Origin of the sequence: Paenibacillus sp. FSL K6-2862 (assembly GCF_038005125.1) — a bacterium.
Lineage (GTDB): Bacteria > Bacillota > Bacilli > Paenibacillales > Paenibacillaceae > Paenibacillus > Paenibacillus illinoisensis_A.
This window is the reverse complement of the sequence record NZ_JBBOSN010000001.1, coordinates 958576-977804: the sequence shown is the minus strand read 5'-3', so window position 1 is coordinate 977804 and position 19229 is coordinate 958576. Positions and strand designations below refer to the sequence as shown.

Sequence of the window (19229 nt, the reverse complement as noted above, 5' to 3'; positions counted from 1 at the left end):
ATTCAACATGATTCTTGAAGCCATTTACCATCGTCCCAAATTAAACTGGTCCTATGCCTACGACCGGTCCACCATGCACCTGAGGCTGCGTTCCAAGCGCGGAGATCTGGATGCCGTTATCGCCATTACCGGGGATAAATATGCCTGGGAGCAGACCATCACCCACACACCCATGCGGATCTTCGCAAGGGATGAGCTGTTCGATTATTGGGAAGTCGAAACCCAGCCTCCTTACCGGAGACTACGTTACGGCTTCCAGCTGGTCGAGGGCGAGAAAAGCGTCTGGATGACCGAACGCGGATTCGAGGAAGCTCTGCCGGAACATCCGCTGGAATTCTTCGATTTCCCGTTTATGAATCCGGTCGACATTTTTGAACCGCCTGCCTGGGTCAAGGACGCTGTATTTTATCAGATTTTCCCTGAACGCTATGCGAATGGTGATCCTTCCATTAGTCCGAAGAACGCCGAGCCTTGGGGAGGGGAGCCTACACCAGTGAATTTCTTCGGGGGGGATCTGCAGGGTGTGCTTGATCATCTGGATCATCTGAGTCAGCTTGGCGTGAATGCAATCTACTTCTGCCCGCTGTTCGAGGCTACAACCAATCACAAGTACAATACGGCTGACTATATGAAGGTGGACCCTCATTTCGGGACCAATGAACAACTGAAAGAGCTGGTGGATGCCTGTCATCAGCGTGGCATTCGGGTTGTGCTTGATGCAGTCTTCAACCATTCGGGCCGAGAGTTCCCGCCTTTTGCTGACGTATTGGCGAACGGGGCAGCTTCCCCCTATGCGGACTGGTTCTACATCAGGGATTGGCCGCCACGCATTGAAGATGGCATACCGACCTACGATACCTTTGCCTTCGAACCGCTTATGCCGAAGCTGAATACGGAGCATCCCGAGGTTAAGGCCTATCTGCTGGAGGTCGCGCGGTACTGGATTGAGGAAATGGACATCGATGGATGGAGACTGGACGTTGCCAACGAGGTGGATCATCAGTTCTGGCGTGAATTCCGTCAAACAGTAAAGGCCATCAAGCCTGACGCCTATTTGCTCGGCGAGATCTGGCATGATTCGCTGATGTGGCTGCAGGGAGATCAGTTCGATGCGGTGATGAACTACCCATTCACCAACTCGGTGCTGGACTATGCAGTTCACGGCAAGCTGGATGGACTCGGCTTCGCGAATGAGATCGGCAAGCTGCTCGCAGCCTACTCCCAGCCTGTGACCGAAGCTGCCTTCAATCTGCTGGGCAGCCATGATACACCCAGACTGCTTACCCTGTGCGACGGGGATATCCGCAAGATGAAGCTTGCCGTTACAATGCTTCTCACGTACCCAGGGGTACCCTGCATCTATTACGGAGACGAAGTGGGTCTGGATGGCGGATATGATCCCGGCTGCCGCAAATGTATGGAGTGGGATGAAACCAAGCAGAATCTTGAGCTTCTCGACTTCTTTAAGCAGACGATTGCCCTGCGCAAAGCGCACCCTGCACTGCGCAGCACCGAGTTGAAAATTCTCCTTGCCGAAGCTGGAGATCCGGTTATTGCAATGGAACGAGTGGATTCAGCGACGGGCAAACGTTTCCTCATCGTGCTGAACGCTGGTGACGAAGCTTGCAGTGTAGACTTGCCGCTGACAGATCGAAGCGTCTGGCGAGACCTGTTTACGACCACTTCTATAGAAGCGAAACAAAATAAACTGTCTCTGAAACTGGAAGCTTACGGCTTCTCCCTGCTGCAGCTCGAAGTGAAACAACCTGCAGAAGCCTGATCACCTGACCAGCAGTCTAAGACTCAGACATTTTCACCATCCGTGCACCTTTTTTCTTGATAAATGAAAGAACAGGACGACATGCCATTACCGCAATATATCAATTCATAAAAAAAATGCATTGAAATTCATTAATCACCTTATACTTTCGGGCATAAAAAGGGCTGAACGTTGAATAACGTCCAGCCCTTTCTCTTACGCGTCACCATTAAGTGTTCCAATAGCCTAATGAATATTAAACATTAACATACCTCTTATTATGATATAAGCTTACAACTACTCCAAGTCCAGATCTGATGAAGTCTCTTCCCTCGCTGCCGCAACTTCATCCATGGGCGAACCAGCTGTTGCAGGTTTTCTAACTTTCTTCATTCTCGAGCTCACAAGCCCCTCTTCCGTAATGACAATTTTCTGTGGAATCTTGTACGGGGGCAGCTTGTCCTGGCAGTACGACCAGATCAATCGTCGCAGCTCGGCAAGCGTGCAGTCTGTCGCGAGCTTAACGGTGGCCTTCACCTTCTGCCCTGTGATGCTGCTCGGTTCTCCTGTAATCACTGCTGCCTGGATGCAGTCCATCTGTTCCAGAATGCTCTCCACTTCGGCCGGATACACCTTACGCCCGCCTACATTAATGATCTCGGAGCGGCGGCCGAGGATACGGATATACTCCTGTTCCAGTACCGCTTCATCCCCTGTGCGCAGCCATCCGTCGTCGGTAAATGGGGACGGGGCGTTCAGATAACCGATCATGGCTGTTTCTGTCCGGATCTGAAGTTCCCCTTCAACTACCCTGAACTTGACGTGATCATCATGAATGGCAAACAGCAGCGACCCTGGCTCCTTGGAACGTGTCGGCAGAATACCGAGTTCAGACATACCATAAGCCTGTATCGTTCGTATCCCAGGGAACCGTCGATTCCAGGCGGCCAGTACCGTTTCGGGCATGACCTCTGACCCGTAGGAGACAGCTTCAAGACTCGATAGATCGTATGCCTCATCATTTCGGCCGAGCAGCAGCAGATTCATGAATGTTGGAGAAACCGGGAGAGCCTGAACTCGATGCTTCTCAATCGTCCGGCATACTTCCTCGGGGGAACGATCCGCAATAATGCACAAGCAGCCTCCACTGGACAGCGATTGCAGCATTGTATTTACCCCGCCGATATGGTCAAACATCATAAACGGAATCGTTCGCAATGGCCGCACCTGCCGCCGGAAACGCTGTAAGAGCCGATCTGCACGATGAACCGTGGCCTTGCTCACACCGGTCGATCCGGATGAGAAGAGCACGAGTCCACCCACACCTTCCTGCTCAAGCGCAGCCAGTAAAGCAGGACGTGAACAGGCATCAGACTCATCCCGGATCGATAACCTGCCATTTTCAATACCAAGACGCCACTTCACCTGTGCCAGCCGAATATATTCCTGCCGCTTGGCTTCAACCAGATGAAGGTCCATGGGCAGCACAATGCATCCCTTTCCAAGAAGCGCAATGAACGCTGCGGCCGCATAGGGAGAGTAGTCTTCCTCCAGCGTTACGAGCTGCCCATGCAGTCCTTCTGCCGCAATCCATTCATCCATCATCACGATCTGCTCGAGCAGCCATGCGTAGCTATACTCCCTATCTTCCCAGATGAATGCGGGACGCTCCCCCTGTTCTGCGAATCGCTCCAGCAGGAATTGAATGCTCATCCCGCATCCTCCTCCTGATCAGGCAGCCATTGCCGTTCAAGATAGTCCACCAGCGAACCAACCGTTTGATACGGGCTCTCCGGCAATGAGGCAGCGGCCATCTCGGAAAGTGCGGCTCCTGCTCCCGTTCCCCATTCGTCTTCAAGCCCCTGTTGGACGACAGCAAGCAAGGACACCAGCTCCAGTGAATCCAGTTGTCCATCCCGGCCATATAGCGGTGCATTCCCACCCTTGTCGAGGGGTATGGTCGTATTATGGTACGCATTCAGTTCCCGGCAGCTATCCAGCACAATGCGGAGCAGGGCATCTCTGTAGCCATTTTCGGTTCGCGGGGCCATCTGCCGATTGAAGCATGCCTCCTGCGGAACAGCACTTCGGAGAGCTTCGTACCAGCGCCATTCATCGGCGATCAACTGGTGTATTACGCTTGTTAGCTGTACCCGCCAATCCGCCCGCTGCTTGATCCGACTGACCTGAAGCAATTGGTTTGCTTTTTCCCACCGTTCAATGATTGCATCAAACGCTACGGAATACTGATCCAGTGGAGAACCAAGCCATAGTGCGGCTTCTTGAAGCAGATCCCGGAGAAAATAGCGGCTCCAGCGCATATCGAACAGCAGACCCGCTATCAGCGTGTCATTAGGTTGATTCCCTGGATTCCCTAAATTCCCTTCCTCCCACTCCTGTAGTGCCTTCATCAAATGAAGGGACACGCCCTGTCCAAAATGATAGCTGCGCTCCCCTTGGGTAATAGTCCTACCCGTCATAAATTCACTGATCTGTGTCCCCAGCGCCTGGCTCAACATCTCACGATAACCGGAGGAATCAAGCTTTCCGGTTGCACGGACGTCCATGGTGCCATAGGTACGCAGCTCCTCCTTGCGCTTCGCAGGAGCTAGCTCGGGTATGCTTTGGTTTCCTTTCCAGAATTCATGAAAGGCTTCTTGGGAGACCTTTCCGATATATTTCGAGGGAACCGGATCATAGACGTGAAAATGCTCATCATCGATGCCATACACTGCAATCCAGTGATCTACCAGATGCAGACGAGAGCCTGGTTTGACATGTTTGCGGATGTACTCGGGGTTCTGATAATCTTCGCAATAAGGCAGGTGATAACTAGTTCCCGTAGCGAGAAAAAGTCCGCCTTCGCCTATATGCTGCCGCATATGCACCTTCCCCTCCTCGAAGCTGCCCAGCTCCCGCTGGCCATACATCTCCCAGATCGGTTCCTCATAGTCCAGCTTGTGAAAATAAGGCTTCACCAGTCCGTTATCCGCGCACGAAGGAAGGCAGTACAGTCGGCTTGCGGCGAGCAGAGCCAGGCTGCTGATCGACCCTTGCCGCAGAAGCACCTCATGAATCAGAGGAAAGTTGCAGGGATAGTAGTACGGGATGTCCATTACTGGAGCGAACGATTGGATCATCATGATCATTGGCCTCCTGTTCCCGCTTTGGCAGTCGAACTGCCCCAAGACTGGATGTGATAATGCACTGACATGTTATCTGTTGCCCGAATGACCCGATTGGCTACTGGCATGCCATTCATGTCCGTCTCAAAGCGCCGGAAACCGCGTGTGAACCGGAAGGAAAAACCACTATCGCGTGGGACAAGGTAACAGCCTTCATAACGCCCCGTTCCCGTGCGAACCAGCTTCATGCCCATCCCTCCATATATGGATTCAGCAGGCTCTTCTTCATTTTCCACTTCGGCACAAATACATACCTCAACGCGAGCAGAGAGTTCAGGAACAACGGTATACTGACGGGTCGTCGATAATTCTCCTACGGTCAGGGTGATGAGCGCACTGCCTGGGCCGACAGGCACCAATTCACCATTCGGACGTAATTGAAGTACATGCGGATGACTTGTTGTATAGCTCCCTTTGAGCAGGCTCTGTACCCATCCGCTATCATAGTGGAGTCGTGCATTAATGCACGTGTTCATTCCACCGGATAAACCAATGATCTCTCTGCCTTGCATTTCCAATGCCATAGGTTGGCCTATTTCGCCGAACATGTACAGTAACGGAAGGTAGACGCGTGCGCCCCAATCGGATTCCTGATGGCAGGCTTCCGGTTGCTCCAGAAAAGCCATGCGATCCCGAGTTCCGATCCCTCTCTCAAGTAATTCATGAGCAACCTTTCTTACCTGGGAGGGCAGAAAGAGTCCTTCTGCATCCCCAATGTCCATCCACATTTGGACGTCTGGCACCTTATCCGGCAAGCGATACATGGCTTCCTTCAACAGACCGCTGTCCGACCATTCATCCAGCTGCACATCTACCAAAAACGGCGACATCATTATCAGTTTGCCGAATACCTCCGGATTCCGCATGCCCATATGAAGTGTACATAGTGCCGCTGCTGATGAACCAAGCAGCCCTGTATTGGACTTGTCCGGAAGCGTACGGTATCGATGGTCGATCAGTGGCTTCAATTCATGAATGATGAAATGCTCGTATGCGATCCCTGAACAACCCACACTTATGGCTTCCCTCTCGGGTGCAATGAAGTGATATAACTCGTTGTGCGTAACCGGGCGAACATGTGCAATGCCAACCATAATCAGTGGCTCGATCCGCCCGGCGGTAATTAGCTCGTCCACCGCTCGATCCATATGCCACGTTTCATTACCGGGTCCAGATGGACCAAAAGCCCGCTGACCAGCATGAACATACAGAACAGGATAATGGCGATCCGTCTGCTCCTGATAACCTGGCGGGAGGTAAACATAAATATTGCGGACATTGCCCAGCTGTGACGCACGAATACCTTCCAGACATTCAATGACCGAATGCGTGCTCAATGGATCATCAACCGCCTCTCATCTCCGAATTGCTCTGAATCATACATGATTCAGGTACCCTACGTTCCCCTCATTCCATCCCCGCCATGGCTGCATGCACAAACAACCCCGCCTCAGTAGAGACGGGGTTGTTTCAAGACACATCAATGTCCTAAAATACATGGCCCTCATATTGGTGGATCTGCGAATAGTTTAAGTCCCGGATCGTCATTTGTAAATATGAAAATAGAAAAAAAATGCTTCTAAAAAAGTTATTGACATAACTGTAATTATTTCTTACGATAACGATGTGATCATAACTCGAGGGCCATGCTTTTAAACCCAAGCGGTTTAGGACAACCCCGGTAACTCCCCAGGAGATACCGGGGTTGTTGGCGTGTCGAAGGAGGGAAGTCTTTAAGCCACAAGAATGTCTCCTCGTACAATTGTAAGCGCTATTATTTAAGAGCCAGGTTAGTTGTTTTTGTTGAAAACTACTACATTCATGAAGGGTGGATTACCATGTTTCAAATGGCCAAACGCGTTCTCCTTAGTACCACGCTAACGTTCAGCCTGCTTGCCGGCAGTGCATTGCCTTTCCTGCCTGCTTCCGCGATTTATGCCGATGCGGATACGGCTGTCACCAACAAGCAGAATTTCAGTACCGATGTCATCTATCAAGTTTTTACGGACCGGTTTCTGGATGGTAACCCATCGAACAACCCTACCGGGGCTGCCTTTGATGGCACATGCAGCAACCTGAAGCTGTACTGCGGCGGTGACTGGCAGGGGCTGATTAACAAAATCAATGACAACTATTTCAGTGACCTGGGTGTCACAGCCCTCTGGATCTCCCAGCCTGTCGAAAATATTTTCGCTACCATCAACTACAGCGGCGTAACCAATACAGCCTATCACGGCTATTGGGCACGGGATTTCAAGAAGACCAATCCATATTTCGGAACCATGACCGATTTTCAGAATCTGGTAACCACCGCCCATGCTAAAGGCATCAAAATCATTATTGATTTCGCGCCAAACCATACGTCCCCTGCCATGGAAACTGATACCTCCTTCGCTGAGAACGGCAAGCTGTACGATAACGGCAACCTGGTTGGCGGGTACACCAATGATACAAACGGATATTTCCACCACAATGGCGGCTCCGATTTCTCCACTCTTGAGAATGGCATTTACAAAAACCTCTACGATCTGGCCGATCTGAATCACAATAACAGCACGATCGATACATATTTCAAAGACGCCATCAAGCTGTGGCTGGATATGGGCGTGGACGGCATCCGTGTCGATGCGGTGAAGCACATGCCTCAGGGCTGGCAGAAGAACTGGATGTCATCCATCTATGCACACCAGCCGGTATTTACCTTCGGAGAATGGTTCCTGGGATCTGCTGCACCCGATGCGGATAACACAGATTTTGCCAACGAATCCGGCATGAGTTTGCTTGATTTCCGTTTCAATTCGGCTGTGCGCAACGTGTTCCGGGATAACACATCCAACATGTACGCGCTGGATTCCATGCTTACGGCTACGGCAGCAGATTACAATCAAGTGAGTGACCAAGTCACTTTCATTGACAACCATGATATGGACCGTTTCAAAACAAGTGCTGTGAACAACCGCCGTCTGGAACAGGCTCTGGCCTTCACGCTGACCTCACGCGGCGTACCTGCCATCTATTATGGTACCGAGCAGTATCTGACCGGGAACGGCGATCCGGATAACCGGGGCAAAATGCCTTCCTTCTCCAAATCGACTACAGCGTTCAGCGTGATCAGCAAGCTGGCACCTCTGCGCAAATCCAACCCGGCAATTGCCTACGGTTCCACACAGCAGCGCTGGATCAACAATGATGTATATATCTATGAGCGCAAGTTTGGCAAAAGCGTTGCCGTCGTTGCCGTTAACCGCAATCTCACGACGCCAACCAGTATCACCAACCTGAATACGTCGCTTCCATCAGGAACATACACCGATGTGCTGGGCGGCGTGCTGAACGGAAACAACATCACCTCCAGTGGAGGCAATATTTCTTCCTTCACGCTCGCAGCCGGAGCTACCGCTGTGTGGCAGTATACGGCAAGTGAAACGACGCCAACCATCGGTCACGTTGGCCCTGTAATGGGTAAACCAGGTAACATCGTTACCATCGACGGACGCGGGTTTGGATCCGCCAAAGGTACCGTCTACTTCGGTACAACAGCCGTTACAGGCTCAGCCATCACTTCATGGGAAGACACTCAGATCAAAGTCACCATTCCACCAGTAGCAGGCGGTGACTATGCAGTGAAGGTCGCTGCCAATGGTGTGAACAGCAATGCCTATAACGATTTCACCATTCTAAGCGGCGATCAGGTCTCGGTTCGGTTCGTCATCAATAATGCCACAACTGCACTGGGTGAGAATATCTACCTGACAGGCAACGTGTCCGAACTGGGTAACTGGACCACAGGCACAGCTTCCATTGGACCGGCTTTCAATCAGGTCATCCACGCCTACCCGACTTGGTACTATGACGTAAGTGTTCCAGCCGGGAAACAGCTGGAATTCAAGTTCTTTAAGAAAAACGGCGCTACCATTACGTGGGAAGGTGGATCCAATCACACCTTTACAACACCGACCAGTGGTACTGCCACTGTAACGGTAAACTGGCAATAACTAGCCAGGATCCATTAAGGAAGCCCGGAGCAGCGCTTATGCAGCGCACGCTCCGGGTTTTGACGTTTAATCTGTTTCTGGTTTATCGATAAGCTCGAACCGACTTAAATGTGGTTGCCGCAAGGATTCCGGTTGCGAGCAGCAGCATGCCGAGTCCCTCCAGCACCGCCGCTGCACCCCACTGATCAGCCATCACCGAGACAACTGTCAATCCCATGATGGGCGCCGTGCTTGTAATTGTACCGACAACACCATAGATTCTCCCCTGCAGCTCATCGGGTACCGCTGTTCTTAGCATGATCTGGGTGAGCATCGTGCAGCAGGCAAACATCGCTCCCCCGCCCATGATGAGCGGAAGTGCCATCATGGGCGAAGTTACCCGGGACAGGAGAATATAGAGCGGCCCCAGTACCAGCAGACCGATGAATACCCATCGCCCTCTTCGCTTCATTCGTTTCCCCGATGCGATCAACACTCCCGATCCAATCATATAACCAAGCGGAATACAGGTTTCAATCAATCCAAACTGCACGGGGTCTGCCTCCCATACCTTGACTGCCATCACCTGAACAAGCATCATGGCCGACATGAAAAATAAAATCAGCAGTGGATTAAGCAATACAATCGACCGAATTAGAGGACTGCGATAGATATAGGAGAATGATCCCCGCCATTCCTGAACGAAAGTAGTCTGCTTATCGCCCGATCGCTTTACCTCCGGGAAACGGCCGGCCATCAGCACACATACCGCCGACAGAAGAAAGGTGGCTCCTGTAATCAATATGGCGACAAACCCGCCAAAGGCGGCAACGGCGACTCCGGCTGCCGCGAGTCCGCTGATTCGGGCCAGGTTATCCACCAGATGAATGGCCCCCGTAGCTTGCTGAATATGCTCCCTGCCCACCATGCTTGCTACAGACGCGTGGAATGCAGGCGCCTGAAACAGGCTGGAGAACATGGAAAGCGAGAGCATCAGCAGCAGCACAGGAAATGGTACATGCAGCCCAAACAAACTAACCGCGATACATATAGCCATCACGCCCCGAAATACATCCGAGGTCAGCATCAGCTTCCGGCGATCCAACCGATCAGCAACCGTACCTGCCAGTGATCCAAACAAAAAACTGACCGCCATGTTGCAGATTTGAACGGCAGCCATGCTCTTGGCACTTCCAGTTGTCTGGAGCACCCATAGACTGATGGCAATACCGTTAAAGCAATCTCCGAACACTGAGATGCCGTAACCATATAAAATCCTGCGGAAGGTGACATGCTGCCAGAGCTTTGGAGGAACCTTGTTTTCTTCGCCCAGCAAGGCTTGTCCATCTTGATATCCAATCGCCTCGGGCTCAGTGGACGGTATTATTCCCATACATCCCTTTCCTCCCCTAATTATGATGGAGCCCTATGCAAAATCAGGCACTTCCGTTGTCATGTCCGTCGAAAAGAGACATGACATGGCGGAAGTGCCTGAATGTACGGCCGCGTAGAGGCGGCCATCTATGCTGTTACTGTCACGGCATTATCCTTTGGAAGCACCTGTTGTGAGCCCCTGGACCAGAAAGCGCTGGAGGAACACGAACAGCAGCGTAATTGGAATTGCGATCAGCACAGCCCCTGCGGCAAACATGGTAAAGTTACTGTCCTGGTACCGGTTGACCAGGTCCCACATACCTACCGCAAGCGTCCAGTTTTCCTTCGTCCGCAGAACAAGCCGGGCGAAGATGAAATCCATCCATGCGCCAGTGAAGCTGGTTAGCGCCACATAGGTCAGCATAGGTTTGGATAACGGCAGGATGATGCTGGTGAACACCTTCAGATGACTCGCACCATCAATGCGCGCTGCCTCATCCAGACTGCGCGGGATCGTATCGAAGAATCCTTTGACGATAAATCCGCCGAGTACCGCTCCGGAAGAATACACCAGAATTAACGCTGCATGCGTATCGAGCAGTTTGATCTGCAGCAAAATGATATAGATCGCGATCATACTCATAAAACTCGGGAACATGCCGAGAATCAGCATGGTGGAGAGAATCGTCTGCCGCCCGCGAAACCGGAAACGGGATAGGGCGTACATCCCAAGTGTCACCATGAGCGTGGAGAAGATCATGGTGAAAAAGGCAATTTTCAGCGTGTTCAGATACCACCTGCCATACATGAAGGACGGATTGTTGAACAATTCGCCGTAGTGGGACAAGGTAAAAGCTTCAGGCCACAAGCGCTCGCTGAACAGTGCCGCACCAGGTCGCAGGGAAGAGAGAAAGATCCACAACACCGGATAGACAGAGACCACGGCAATGATGATCAGCAGCACATAACTAAGCGTTAGCCGCAGCGGATTATTGCGTTTCTTCATTGAATCATGTCCTCCTCCTTAAACGATTTGGAGCGACGGAAATTCCAGATGGAAAACGACGCGATAATAATGAAGATGATGATGCCCACCGCTGAAGCCATGTTGTATTTGTTGTTGTCCAGCGTAAGCTTGTAGAGCCAGGTCACCAGCAGGTCTGTTGCCCCTGCATACTGGTAGTCGCCTCGTAACGGATTACCGTTGGTCAGCAGGAAGATGACATTGAAATTGTTGAAGTTTCCGGCAAATTGCATGATAAGCACCGGAGTTGTTGCAAAAAGGATGAATGGCATGGTGATGATCCGGAATTTCTGGAATGCGGATGCTCCATCCACTTCAGCGGCCTCATACAGATCACGTGGAATCGCCGTCAGAACGCCAAGGATGAGCACCATGCTGACCGGAATACCAATCCACATGTTAACAACAATGACCGTGACCTTGGCCCAGAACGGATCGGTCAGCCAGGGCAGTCCCTCCAGACCAAAAGCTCTCATATACGTATTGATTGGACCGAATTGACCATTGAACAGGTTCCGCATGAGCAGCAAGGAAATGATCTGTGGTATGGCATAAGGGAGAATGAAGATCGTCCGCCACAGCTTTTTGAACCGGATGCCCCGCTGCTCAATCAGCAGCGCTACAAGTACCCCGCCAAAATAAGTGGTCACGGTTGCGAGTATCGCCCATATAACCGTCCATGTTAATACGCCATAAAAGGTATGACTCCATGATTTGAGCTGAATCAGGTCGCTAAATGTCTTGAACCCTACCCAATCCACGAGCTTGGCAGGCGGAATATGATCCGGTGCCGAGTAGTTGGTAAACGCCAAGGTGATTGTAAACAGGATCGGCATGATCGTGAAGAACAGTACCCCCAGAGCCGGAATGGACAAAAACAGATACGGAAAATTTTTGTCCATCATATTACGGAGTGAAGTTGCCGCTCCCAGTGTTTTCTTTCCTTCCTCCCTCGCAAGTCCCGTAAGGTACGCATCACGGATGTTCAGGATGTAGACAATGATAAACACAAAAAACACGAGCAGCACAATAATTCCCTCTAACAGTAAAAAGATGGAATGGTCGCCCCGCTGAAGCACCGTAGACCCATTCACTTTGACAAAACGCTGCGTATTTTCCCCCAGTGTCCATATTCCCCATACGGCCTGCGACAGGCGGGGAAGCAGGTAAGCAAGACCTGCCCCCTCCAGTAACAATAGGCAAATTCCCTTGATCCATTGCCGATTGTACAGCTGTCCTAGACCTTGCAGTATGATCGATAATATGGCCGCTGTCATCCGGTGCTGCTTTTCCCTGCTGGGCGGAGCAGACACCGGGACATGCTGCTGTTTCATTCGCTCTCTCCTCCCCACCTTCTCCAAACCAGGTGCTTCATCCGATTATTGAACCGTTGCAAGGCTCTCCTGGATCTGCTTCACGGCGTTATCCAGCGACGCCTTCACATCCTTGCCGCCATCCCAGATATCCGTCATGGCTGATGTAATCGGACCCCAGACGCTATCCATTGCTGGAAGCGAAGGCATCGGCGTTGAATTGTTGAACTGCTCAAGGAATGCCTTGTTGATCGGATCCTCCTGCACCTTCGGATCGGCTGCCACGTTGGCGTTGGCAGGAAGCGTGCCGTTCATTTCAAAGTTGGTCATCTGTGCTTCTTCATTGGAGAGGAAAGCCGCGAAGAGTTTGGCTGCATTCGGATATTGCGTAAATGCATTGACGTAATAGGCTTTCACGCCAGAAAAGGATGTCATTGGTTTGCCATCGATTGCTGGGAGTGGTGCAACACCGAAATCAATACCTGCATTGCGATAGTCGGCAATCGTCCAAGGACCGTTAATGTCCATAGCCAGCTTCCCACTGGAGAACAATCCTTTTTTGATATCATAGTTCACGTCACCCATCTTGAGCGGCAGCACTTCCGACTTCAGTGTCTTCAGGAACTCCCCACCCTTCTGGGCTCCTTCATTATTCAGGCCAAGATCTTCGCTGTTCATTCCGTTATCCCCGAAAATATAGCCGCCTTGGGAAGCCAGGAACGCATAATTGTAATAGAACTGCTGCAGCTCCCACATGAGGGCATATTGGTTGGATTTCACGTCATTAAAGGTTTTGGCGAAGCTGACAATATCCTCAAAATTCTTCGGTGCTTCCGGATACAGTGCCTTGTTATAGAAGAGAGCATACGTTTCCACGCTGTACGGATATCCATATAAAATGTCCTTAAACGTTACGGCCTTCAGCGCATTTTCGCTGGTGTTCGCTACGGTCTCTGCTTCAAAAATATCATTCGGTAAAATGAGACCCGCCTCTGAAGCGCTTCCAATCTTGTCATGTGGGAATACGACCACATCTGCTGCGAGTCCTGCTGGACCGTCCGTTGTCAGCTTGGTTACCTGATCGGTAGGAGGCAGCTCCTCCATCTTCACGGTTACACCATACTTTTCCTCAAACAGCCTGGCTCTCTCCTCTACAAAACTCTGTTGGTTCTTATCTTCCCAGATGACCAAAGTTGCGCCTTCCTCCGGCTGAAGATTCTCTGCCGTCAGCTCCACAACTTCCTCTGGATTCTCGCTTCCCCCCGCTGCCGGAGAGGTCGTTCCACCTCCAGCCGAGCATGCGGCCAATGTAAAGGCCATGATGACAGACAATGTTGCCCCTTGCCATTTTCTCATGTAAATGTCCCCTTCCCTCTGTTTGGTTCAACCAGTCTCGCGCTTTCCACCCTTGATTGGTACGAATGATGCAGGTTTTGCAATCCATGTTCGCTTTTGCACAAACGTTTGCTCAAATGGAAGACAAGGATACTTCTAAGTATGTATTCAGGGAGAAATATTCTAAGATGCAGGCTAAATCCACTTATGTAAGCGCTACAACAACAATCAAATCATACAATATCAGGCTTTCTTTGCACAAACGTTTGCACAAGCCATATTTGTTCAATTTCATCCATATTTCTTGTTCTAACGCCAGTAATTTCCTGTTTGCTTGATCTGTCTTCTTCTTCCTTATTTATACTTCCCCTGTATCCTGCATGCTGCAGTTTGCAATTGATTTATCGAATCTGTTGCATTACCATAGGAGAATGTTGAAATGATGGATCAGAAGGGATTTTTTACATGATTACGATCAAAGATATTGCCAAAATGGCGGGTGTCTCCCCTTCTACAGTTTCACGGGTGATTTCCAACCATCCCAGAATCAGCACCGAGACGTCTCTCAAAGTAAAGCAAATTATGAAAGAACTGAATTACCATCCCAATATCATGGCCAAGAGCCTTGTATCCAAAACAACCCAAACTCTCGGCATTATGCTTCCACGTCCTGCAGAAGAGCTGTTTCAGAACTACTTTTTCGGAGAGCTGCTGCGAGGAATTATTACGCATGCCACCCGCATGAATTATGAACTGCTGCTGACCACCGAAACGTCATCAGACAATGAACTGCACGCCATTTCCCGCCTGGTTCATGGACGAAGAGTGGATGGCATTCTGCTGTTAGGCTCCAAACGGGACGATCCAATCATCTCCTTTTTGGAAGAGGAAAAGTTCCCTTTCGTACTGATCGGACGCAGCGAGGCTCACCCGGACGCACCCATGGTCGATAACGATAACGTACAGACCGCTTATGATGCGACCCAGCATTTAATTGCTCAAGGGCATACACGGATTGGATTCGTCAGCGGCCCGCCGGACATTACGTTATCGCATGACCGCATGCAAGGATACCAAAAGGCACTTGCCGAAGCGGGACTTCATACCAATAACGACTGGATTGTGGAAGGTGAATTTCTACAAGAGAGCGGATTCCGAGCGATGTCATTGTTCATGGCCCTGCCGGACAGACCTACCGCCATCGTTGTGATTGATGACAATGTTGCTTTTGGCGTACTGAGAGCTCTTGCCGAACTAGGTTACCGTGTACCTGAAGATATCAGTGTGGTCAGCTTTAACAACATTGCCTTATCGGAACTGGCTTCTCCGCCCCTAAGCTCCATCGATATTGGAACCTACCAGCTTGGTTATACTGCCGTTCAAGTATTGTTGAAAATTCTGAACAGGGAAACGCTGCCTCAGAATCCGGTCATTATTCCGCATCGTTTAATTGTGCGCGAATCTTCTCTCTTTTCGAAGTCTAAACCGGCCTCCATTTAAACGATTTTCGAAATTCCATGCAGCAATGCAAACGTTTGTCCTATTTCTTGAAATACCTTCGGTTAGTAACAATGGGTAGCAGAAAAAAAGAAGCCGCAGCATGCGGCTTCTCGTTTACATATCATTATTCGGTTTTTTCAATCTATGCATGGATTAATAGGAATTCCAGCCTGAGTCCGCTTCAATCACAGTTCCGTTCACGAAGCTGGACTCGTCCGAGCCGAGGAACAGGGCTACCTTGGCAATCTCTTCACTTGTTCCTATGCGCGGGTTAATCGCCATGCCCAGTTGTTGTCTCGATGCGCCAAATTGGCTGATTCCTGCCATGGAGGAACCAATATTGGTTGCTACCCCTCCCGGAGCGATGGCGTTGCAGCGAATACCTTGCTCTGCATACATGAACCCTGTATTTTTGGTAAGGCCGACTACAGCATGCTTCGATGCCGTATATGCCGCTCCTGCACGTCCACCATGCAATCCGCCTGCCGATGCAACGTTAACGATGACGCCGTTTTGCTTCTCCTGGAAGATCGGCAGCACTTTGCGCGTTGTACGCATTACACTCGTGGTATTCACCGCAAAGAGTCGTTCCCACTTCTCATCCGTTACTTCTGCAGCCGGCTCCATGCCATCCATAATTCCTGCATTGTTCACCAGAATATCTACTGTACCGTACGTGCTAACTGTCGTATCGATCAGGTTTTGCACATCCTCTTCTTTGGCCACATTGGCTAGCACGACGATGGCTTCCCCGCCTTGGGCTTTGATCTCATTGACAACCGTCTGTGCGGACTCCTCGTTGATATCGGACACAACCACTTTGGCCCCCTCTTGTGCATAGAGCGTTGCGATCGCTTTCCCCATACCTGAACCTGCGCCTGTAACTACTGCTACTTTATCTTGAAGTTTCATCTGATGTATCCTCCTTTGTGTATTCGTTTACAATAAGTTAACAAACAAATGTTCATTAACTCTTATCCTTAGTATAATAAGTCATAGCATTCTGGTTCAATCAGTAAAAGCTTGCCCAATTGTACGTTAATGAACACTATAGAGCCTAAATGTACTTTTACTTTAAATAGGCCTTTCTCAGGAGGATTCCACATGTCTGATATTTCCAATTCAATGGATAGAAGAATCAAGAAATCAAAAGCTGCACTGAAGGATGCACTCATCCATTTGATGCAGAAATATCCCTTTAAAGAAATATCTATTACGGATATTGTGCAGCGAGCTGATCTGAATCGGGGTACTTTCTACAGACATTATCAATACAAGGAAGATCTGTTTGATGAAATTATTGATGATGTGATACAGGATCTGGTGACTTCTTTTCGCAAACCCTATCAAGGTATGAAAAAATTCGAGGTTGGTCTGATGCCCTCTTCGGCAATCACCATATTTGAGCATGTGCACCAGCACGCACAATTCTACACGCTGGTTGTGAAATCCGAGGCTTCTTCCAACTTTCAGCGCATGATCTGTGATGTTCTTCGGGATCTCTCCTTAAAGGATCTGAATCAGATCTTCCCGCAGCACATCAACCCTGAACTGCTGGCAAGCTATCAGTCACATGCGATTTTCGGCATGATCTTGGAGTGGATCAGACAGGATTTCAAGCACACCCCCGCCTACATGGCCGAGGAGTTGTTCAAGATCATTCATTACAGGCCTGACAATGTCGTGTTGAAAGACTAAAAATTTATATTGCTATACTTCCCTATAGTATGGGGATCGAGAAGAATTTCGAGGAAACTTCACAACCAAAATGATGTAAATACATTCCTGTAATTTCTGGTATTTATATGTTAGGTTATCCAATGGAATACAAACAAAAGGAGGATGACATTACATTTGAAGAAGTCATGGATTATATCATTGATTACCAGTTTGGTTTTGCTTGGCGAAGCGCTTCTCTCTCCAGCCACTTCTGCCAATGCAGCCAAAGAAGCAACATCTACATATTCAGATCAGAGTTATGAAGAATTTAAAGAGTACACTACTCAGTTATTTGCTCTTGAAACTTATGAGTCCAAAGCCTTTACCGCTTTGGAAAGCATCGACACCCAGGTAACTTCAACGAATCGCAAGTCCATGTATCTTAAACTTACAAATACGGTAATCCCCAATTATACGAAATTGGTATCCAAGGCAAAACAAATCAAGCCTACCAACCCACAACTCAAGAAAATCCACGCCACATTTATCAAGGCAAGCTACACTCAGCTTGAAGGGTACTTATTGTACCAAAAGGCAGTATCCAAGAAAAAAGTAAATTACACGTTACTAAAACAGGGTAATGCTAAAGTAAACACCGCTGATGTTCTTATGAGCCAATGCGAAGAGCAGTTATACGCTTATGCAAGAAGTTTGGGCTATGGCAGCTAGTACCAATCTTCATAGAAACCCAGAAAAGCGACCATTCCCCATGCATAATGGAGAATGGCCGCTTTTTTAAATTTAATATAAAGATAAAATCTAATACGTATTTATTCTCATCACAGCCCCAGCTTCTGCCCCTTCTCCAAGCGCTGAATCTGCTGCTCACCGGTATCCGCGAGTTCACGGAACTGGTTGATCGTCTCCCGCATCCGCGGTAGTGCCTCCTGCTTATATACACTGATGGAATCCAGTGCGGACAGCACATCCGTGAAGGCCTGCTTCATCGTATCGACTGATATGCTGGCATCATACGCCTGCTTCTGAATGGCGATACCCTGGTCCTTCAGCATCTTGGAGGTGCCTGCGATCAGGTCGTTGGTCGTCTGATTGAGCAGCTCGATCTTCTGCAAAACAATCTTCTGATTGTACAGCGCACTGGCAACGGTAACGGCAATTTTCAATGCCGAGATCGTCACATTCTTGGCCCGGTCGACTCCACGGATCAATTCCTTGTTGTTGCGGATCACCACCTCAATCGCCATGATGCCCTGCTGGTTCACGACCAGCATCTGCTGCAGATCCATGACCCGCTGACGCAGCGGGAACAGCACTTCTTCCGTAATAAACCGGACTTTCTCCGGGTCCTCATTCCGAAGCTTCGCGGCTTCAATCTGTCCGTCAATCGACTCATCCATGAGCACGCCGAGCTGAATTTCCTTTTGCAATCGTTTGGTCAATTCCCTAAGCGTATGCTGCTCGATCTCCAGTGTCGTATTATCATTGCGCAATGTTGCCCTGCCTTTGTCCAGCGAGGTCACGATATCGGCGATGACTGCATCGGCCTTCTGGTATTTGAGAAAATACGCCCGCAGCGGATTGAACAATTTGCCGAGGAATCCGGTCTTGGCGAAATCGACCACGCTGGGGTCGAGATCCTTGAGCTGCATGTGCAGCTCGGTCAAGCCTTTGGCGACCTGACCGCCCTCGTCTCCCGTCTTGGACAGATGTCCAACAGAGACTTGAAGCAGCGCGTTTTTCTCCGAAGAGGATCTCATCGTGTTCATGCCAAAGCCTTCAATGGACTGTAAAATCTCCTTGCGCTTATCCAGTGATTCCAGATCCAGTGACATGATCATCTCCACATTGGCGTTCGCCACCTGCTGCAGCTCTGCCACCTCGGCTGGAACAGGCTTCACCTCTTCCTCGATAACCTTCTGAATCTCCTTCTGGCTGGGTATTTCCATCGAAAACGACATCCGAACTCCCCCTTAAATTACAAGCTATATAAATGAACTAATGATGATTACACTCGCCCACTACGAATGCAGTACCATCTTCCGATCGCTGTTATCCCCAGATTTCTTGATCTCCCTTTTTCAGGGT

14 protein-coding genes are annotated in these 19229 nt (G+C 49.9%); 5 read left to right on the top strand and 9 right to left on the bottom strand.

The genetic code is table 11. The features are described from left to right. Positions 1 to 7 precede the first annotated feature (7 nt). Positions 8 to 1780: an alpha-glycosidase gene (locus tag MHB82_RS04435; protein ID WP_341173939.1), complete on the top strand. Its 1773-nt coding sequence runs from the start codon at positions 8 to 10 to the stop codon at positions 1778 to 1780. A gap of 276 nt (positions 1781 to 2056) precedes the next feature. On the opposite strand, the gene MHB82_RS04430 is transcribed toward MHB82_RS04435, so the two are convergent. Genes MHB82_RS04430 through MHB82_RS04420 form a run of 3 tightly spaced genes read right to left on the bottom strand, consistent with a single transcriptional unit; the run spans position 2057 to position 6281 of the window. After that, positions 2057 to 3472 carry a class I adenylate-forming enzyme family protein gene (locus MHB82_RS04430; protein WP_341173938.1) on the bottom strand — a complete coding sequence of 472 codons (1416 nt, stop codon included), beginning with the start codon at positions 3470 to 3472 and terminating at the stop codon, positions 2057 to 2059. Further along, entirely contained in the window at positions 3469 to 4902 is a 1434-nt protein-coding gene (locus MHB82_RS04425) for a hypothetical protein (protein WP_341173937.1), read from the bottom strand. Before MHB82_RS04425 ends, MHB82_RS04430 begins: the two co-directional genes overlap by 4 nt. A 2-nt stretch (positions 4903 to 4904) precedes the next feature. Then, on the bottom strand, positions 4905 to 6281 hold the full coding sequence (locus tag MHB82_RS04420) for an alpha/beta hydrolase (RefSeq protein ID WP_341173936.1): 1377 nt from the start codon (positions 6279 to 6281) through the stop codon (positions 4905 to 4907). A 501-nt stretch (positions 6282 to 6782) separates the two neighbouring features. Here MHB82_RS04420 and MHB82_RS04415 point away from each other — a divergent pair. Further along, complete coding sequence (locus MHB82_RS04415) at positions 6783 to 8939, top strand: alpha-amylase family glycosyl hydrolase (protein ID WP_445671214.1); 2157 nt, start codon at positions 6783 to 6785, stop codon at positions 8937 to 8939. Between the two features lie 82 nt (positions 8940 to 9021). Here the strand turns inward: MHB82_RS04415 and MHB82_RS04410 are convergent, their stop codons facing one another. The 4 genes from MHB82_RS04410 to MHB82_RS04395 form a co-directional block, all read right to left on the bottom strand. After that, positions 9022 to 10311, bottom strand: coding sequence for an MFS transporter (locus tag MHB82_RS04410; RefSeq protein WP_341173935.1), 1290 nt, complete (start codon positions 10309 to 10311; stop codon positions 9022 to 9024). 150 nt (positions 10312 to 10461) lie between these two features. Further along, the gene (locus tag MHB82_RS04405; protein ID WP_341173934.1) at positions 10462 to 11298 is read right to left on the bottom strand and encodes a sugar ABC transporter permease; all 837 of its coding nucleotides are present in this window, start codon (positions 11296 to 11298) and stop codon (positions 10462 to 10464) included. Next, complete coding sequence (locus MHB82_RS04400; RefSeq protein ID WP_341173933.1) at positions 11295 to 12650, bottom strand: sugar ABC transporter permease; 1356 nt, start codon at positions 12648 to 12650, stop codon at positions 11295 to 11297. The genes MHB82_RS04405 and MHB82_RS04400 overlap by 4 nt, the downstream gene beginning before the upstream one ends. Positions 12651 to 12695: 45 nt before the next feature. Continuing rightward, the gene (locus MHB82_RS04395) at positions 12696 to 13985 is read right to left on the bottom strand and encodes a sugar ABC transporter substrate-binding protein (RefSeq protein WP_110755786.1); all 1290 of its coding nucleotides are present in this window, start codon (positions 13983 to 13985) and stop codon (positions 12696 to 12698) included. Positions 13986 to 14429: 444 nt separating this feature from the next. On the opposite strand from MHB82_RS04395, the gene MHB82_RS04390 reads away from it, so the two are divergent. Beyond that, the gene (locus MHB82_RS04390; RefSeq protein WP_095361074.1) at positions 14430 to 15464 is read left to right on the top strand and encodes a LacI family DNA-binding transcriptional regulator; all 1035 of its coding nucleotides are present in this window, start codon (positions 14430 to 14432) and stop codon (positions 15462 to 15464) included. 153 nt (positions 15465 to 15617) lie between these two features. On the opposite strand, the gene MHB82_RS04385 is transcribed toward MHB82_RS04390, so the two are convergent. Further along, positions 15618 to 16376, bottom strand: coding sequence for an SDR family oxidoreductase (locus MHB82_RS04385; protein ID WP_110755782.1), 759 nt, complete (start codon positions 16374 to 16376; stop codon positions 15618 to 15620). A 192-nt stretch (positions 16377 to 16568) separates the two neighbouring features. Here MHB82_RS04385 and MHB82_RS04380 point away from each other — a divergent pair, with 192 nt between their 5' ends. Together MHB82_RS04380 and MHB82_RS04375 are read left to right on the top strand one after the other, a co-directional pair. Then, a complete protein-coding gene (locus MHB82_RS04380) occupies positions 16569 to 17162 on the top strand; it encodes a TetR/AcrR family transcriptional regulator (protein WP_095361072.1) in 594 nt (197 codons plus the stop codon). 156 nt (positions 17163 to 17318) lie between these two features. Further along, positions 17319 to 17852, top strand: a complete 534-nt coding sequence (locus MHB82_RS04375) for a hypothetical protein (RefSeq protein WP_341173932.1) — start codon at positions 17319 to 17321, stop codon at positions 17850 to 17852. A gap of 110 nt (positions 17853 to 17962) precedes the next feature. Here MHB82_RS04375 and MHB82_RS04370 read toward each other — a convergent pair whose 3' ends face one another. Continuing rightward, positions 17963 to 19102 carry a toxic anion resistance protein gene (locus tag MHB82_RS04370; protein ID WP_341173931.1) on the bottom strand — a complete coding sequence of 380 codons (1140 nt, stop codon included), beginning with the start codon at positions 19100 to 19102 and terminating at the stop codon, positions 17963 to 17965. Positions 19103 to 19229 lie beyond the last annotated feature (127 nt).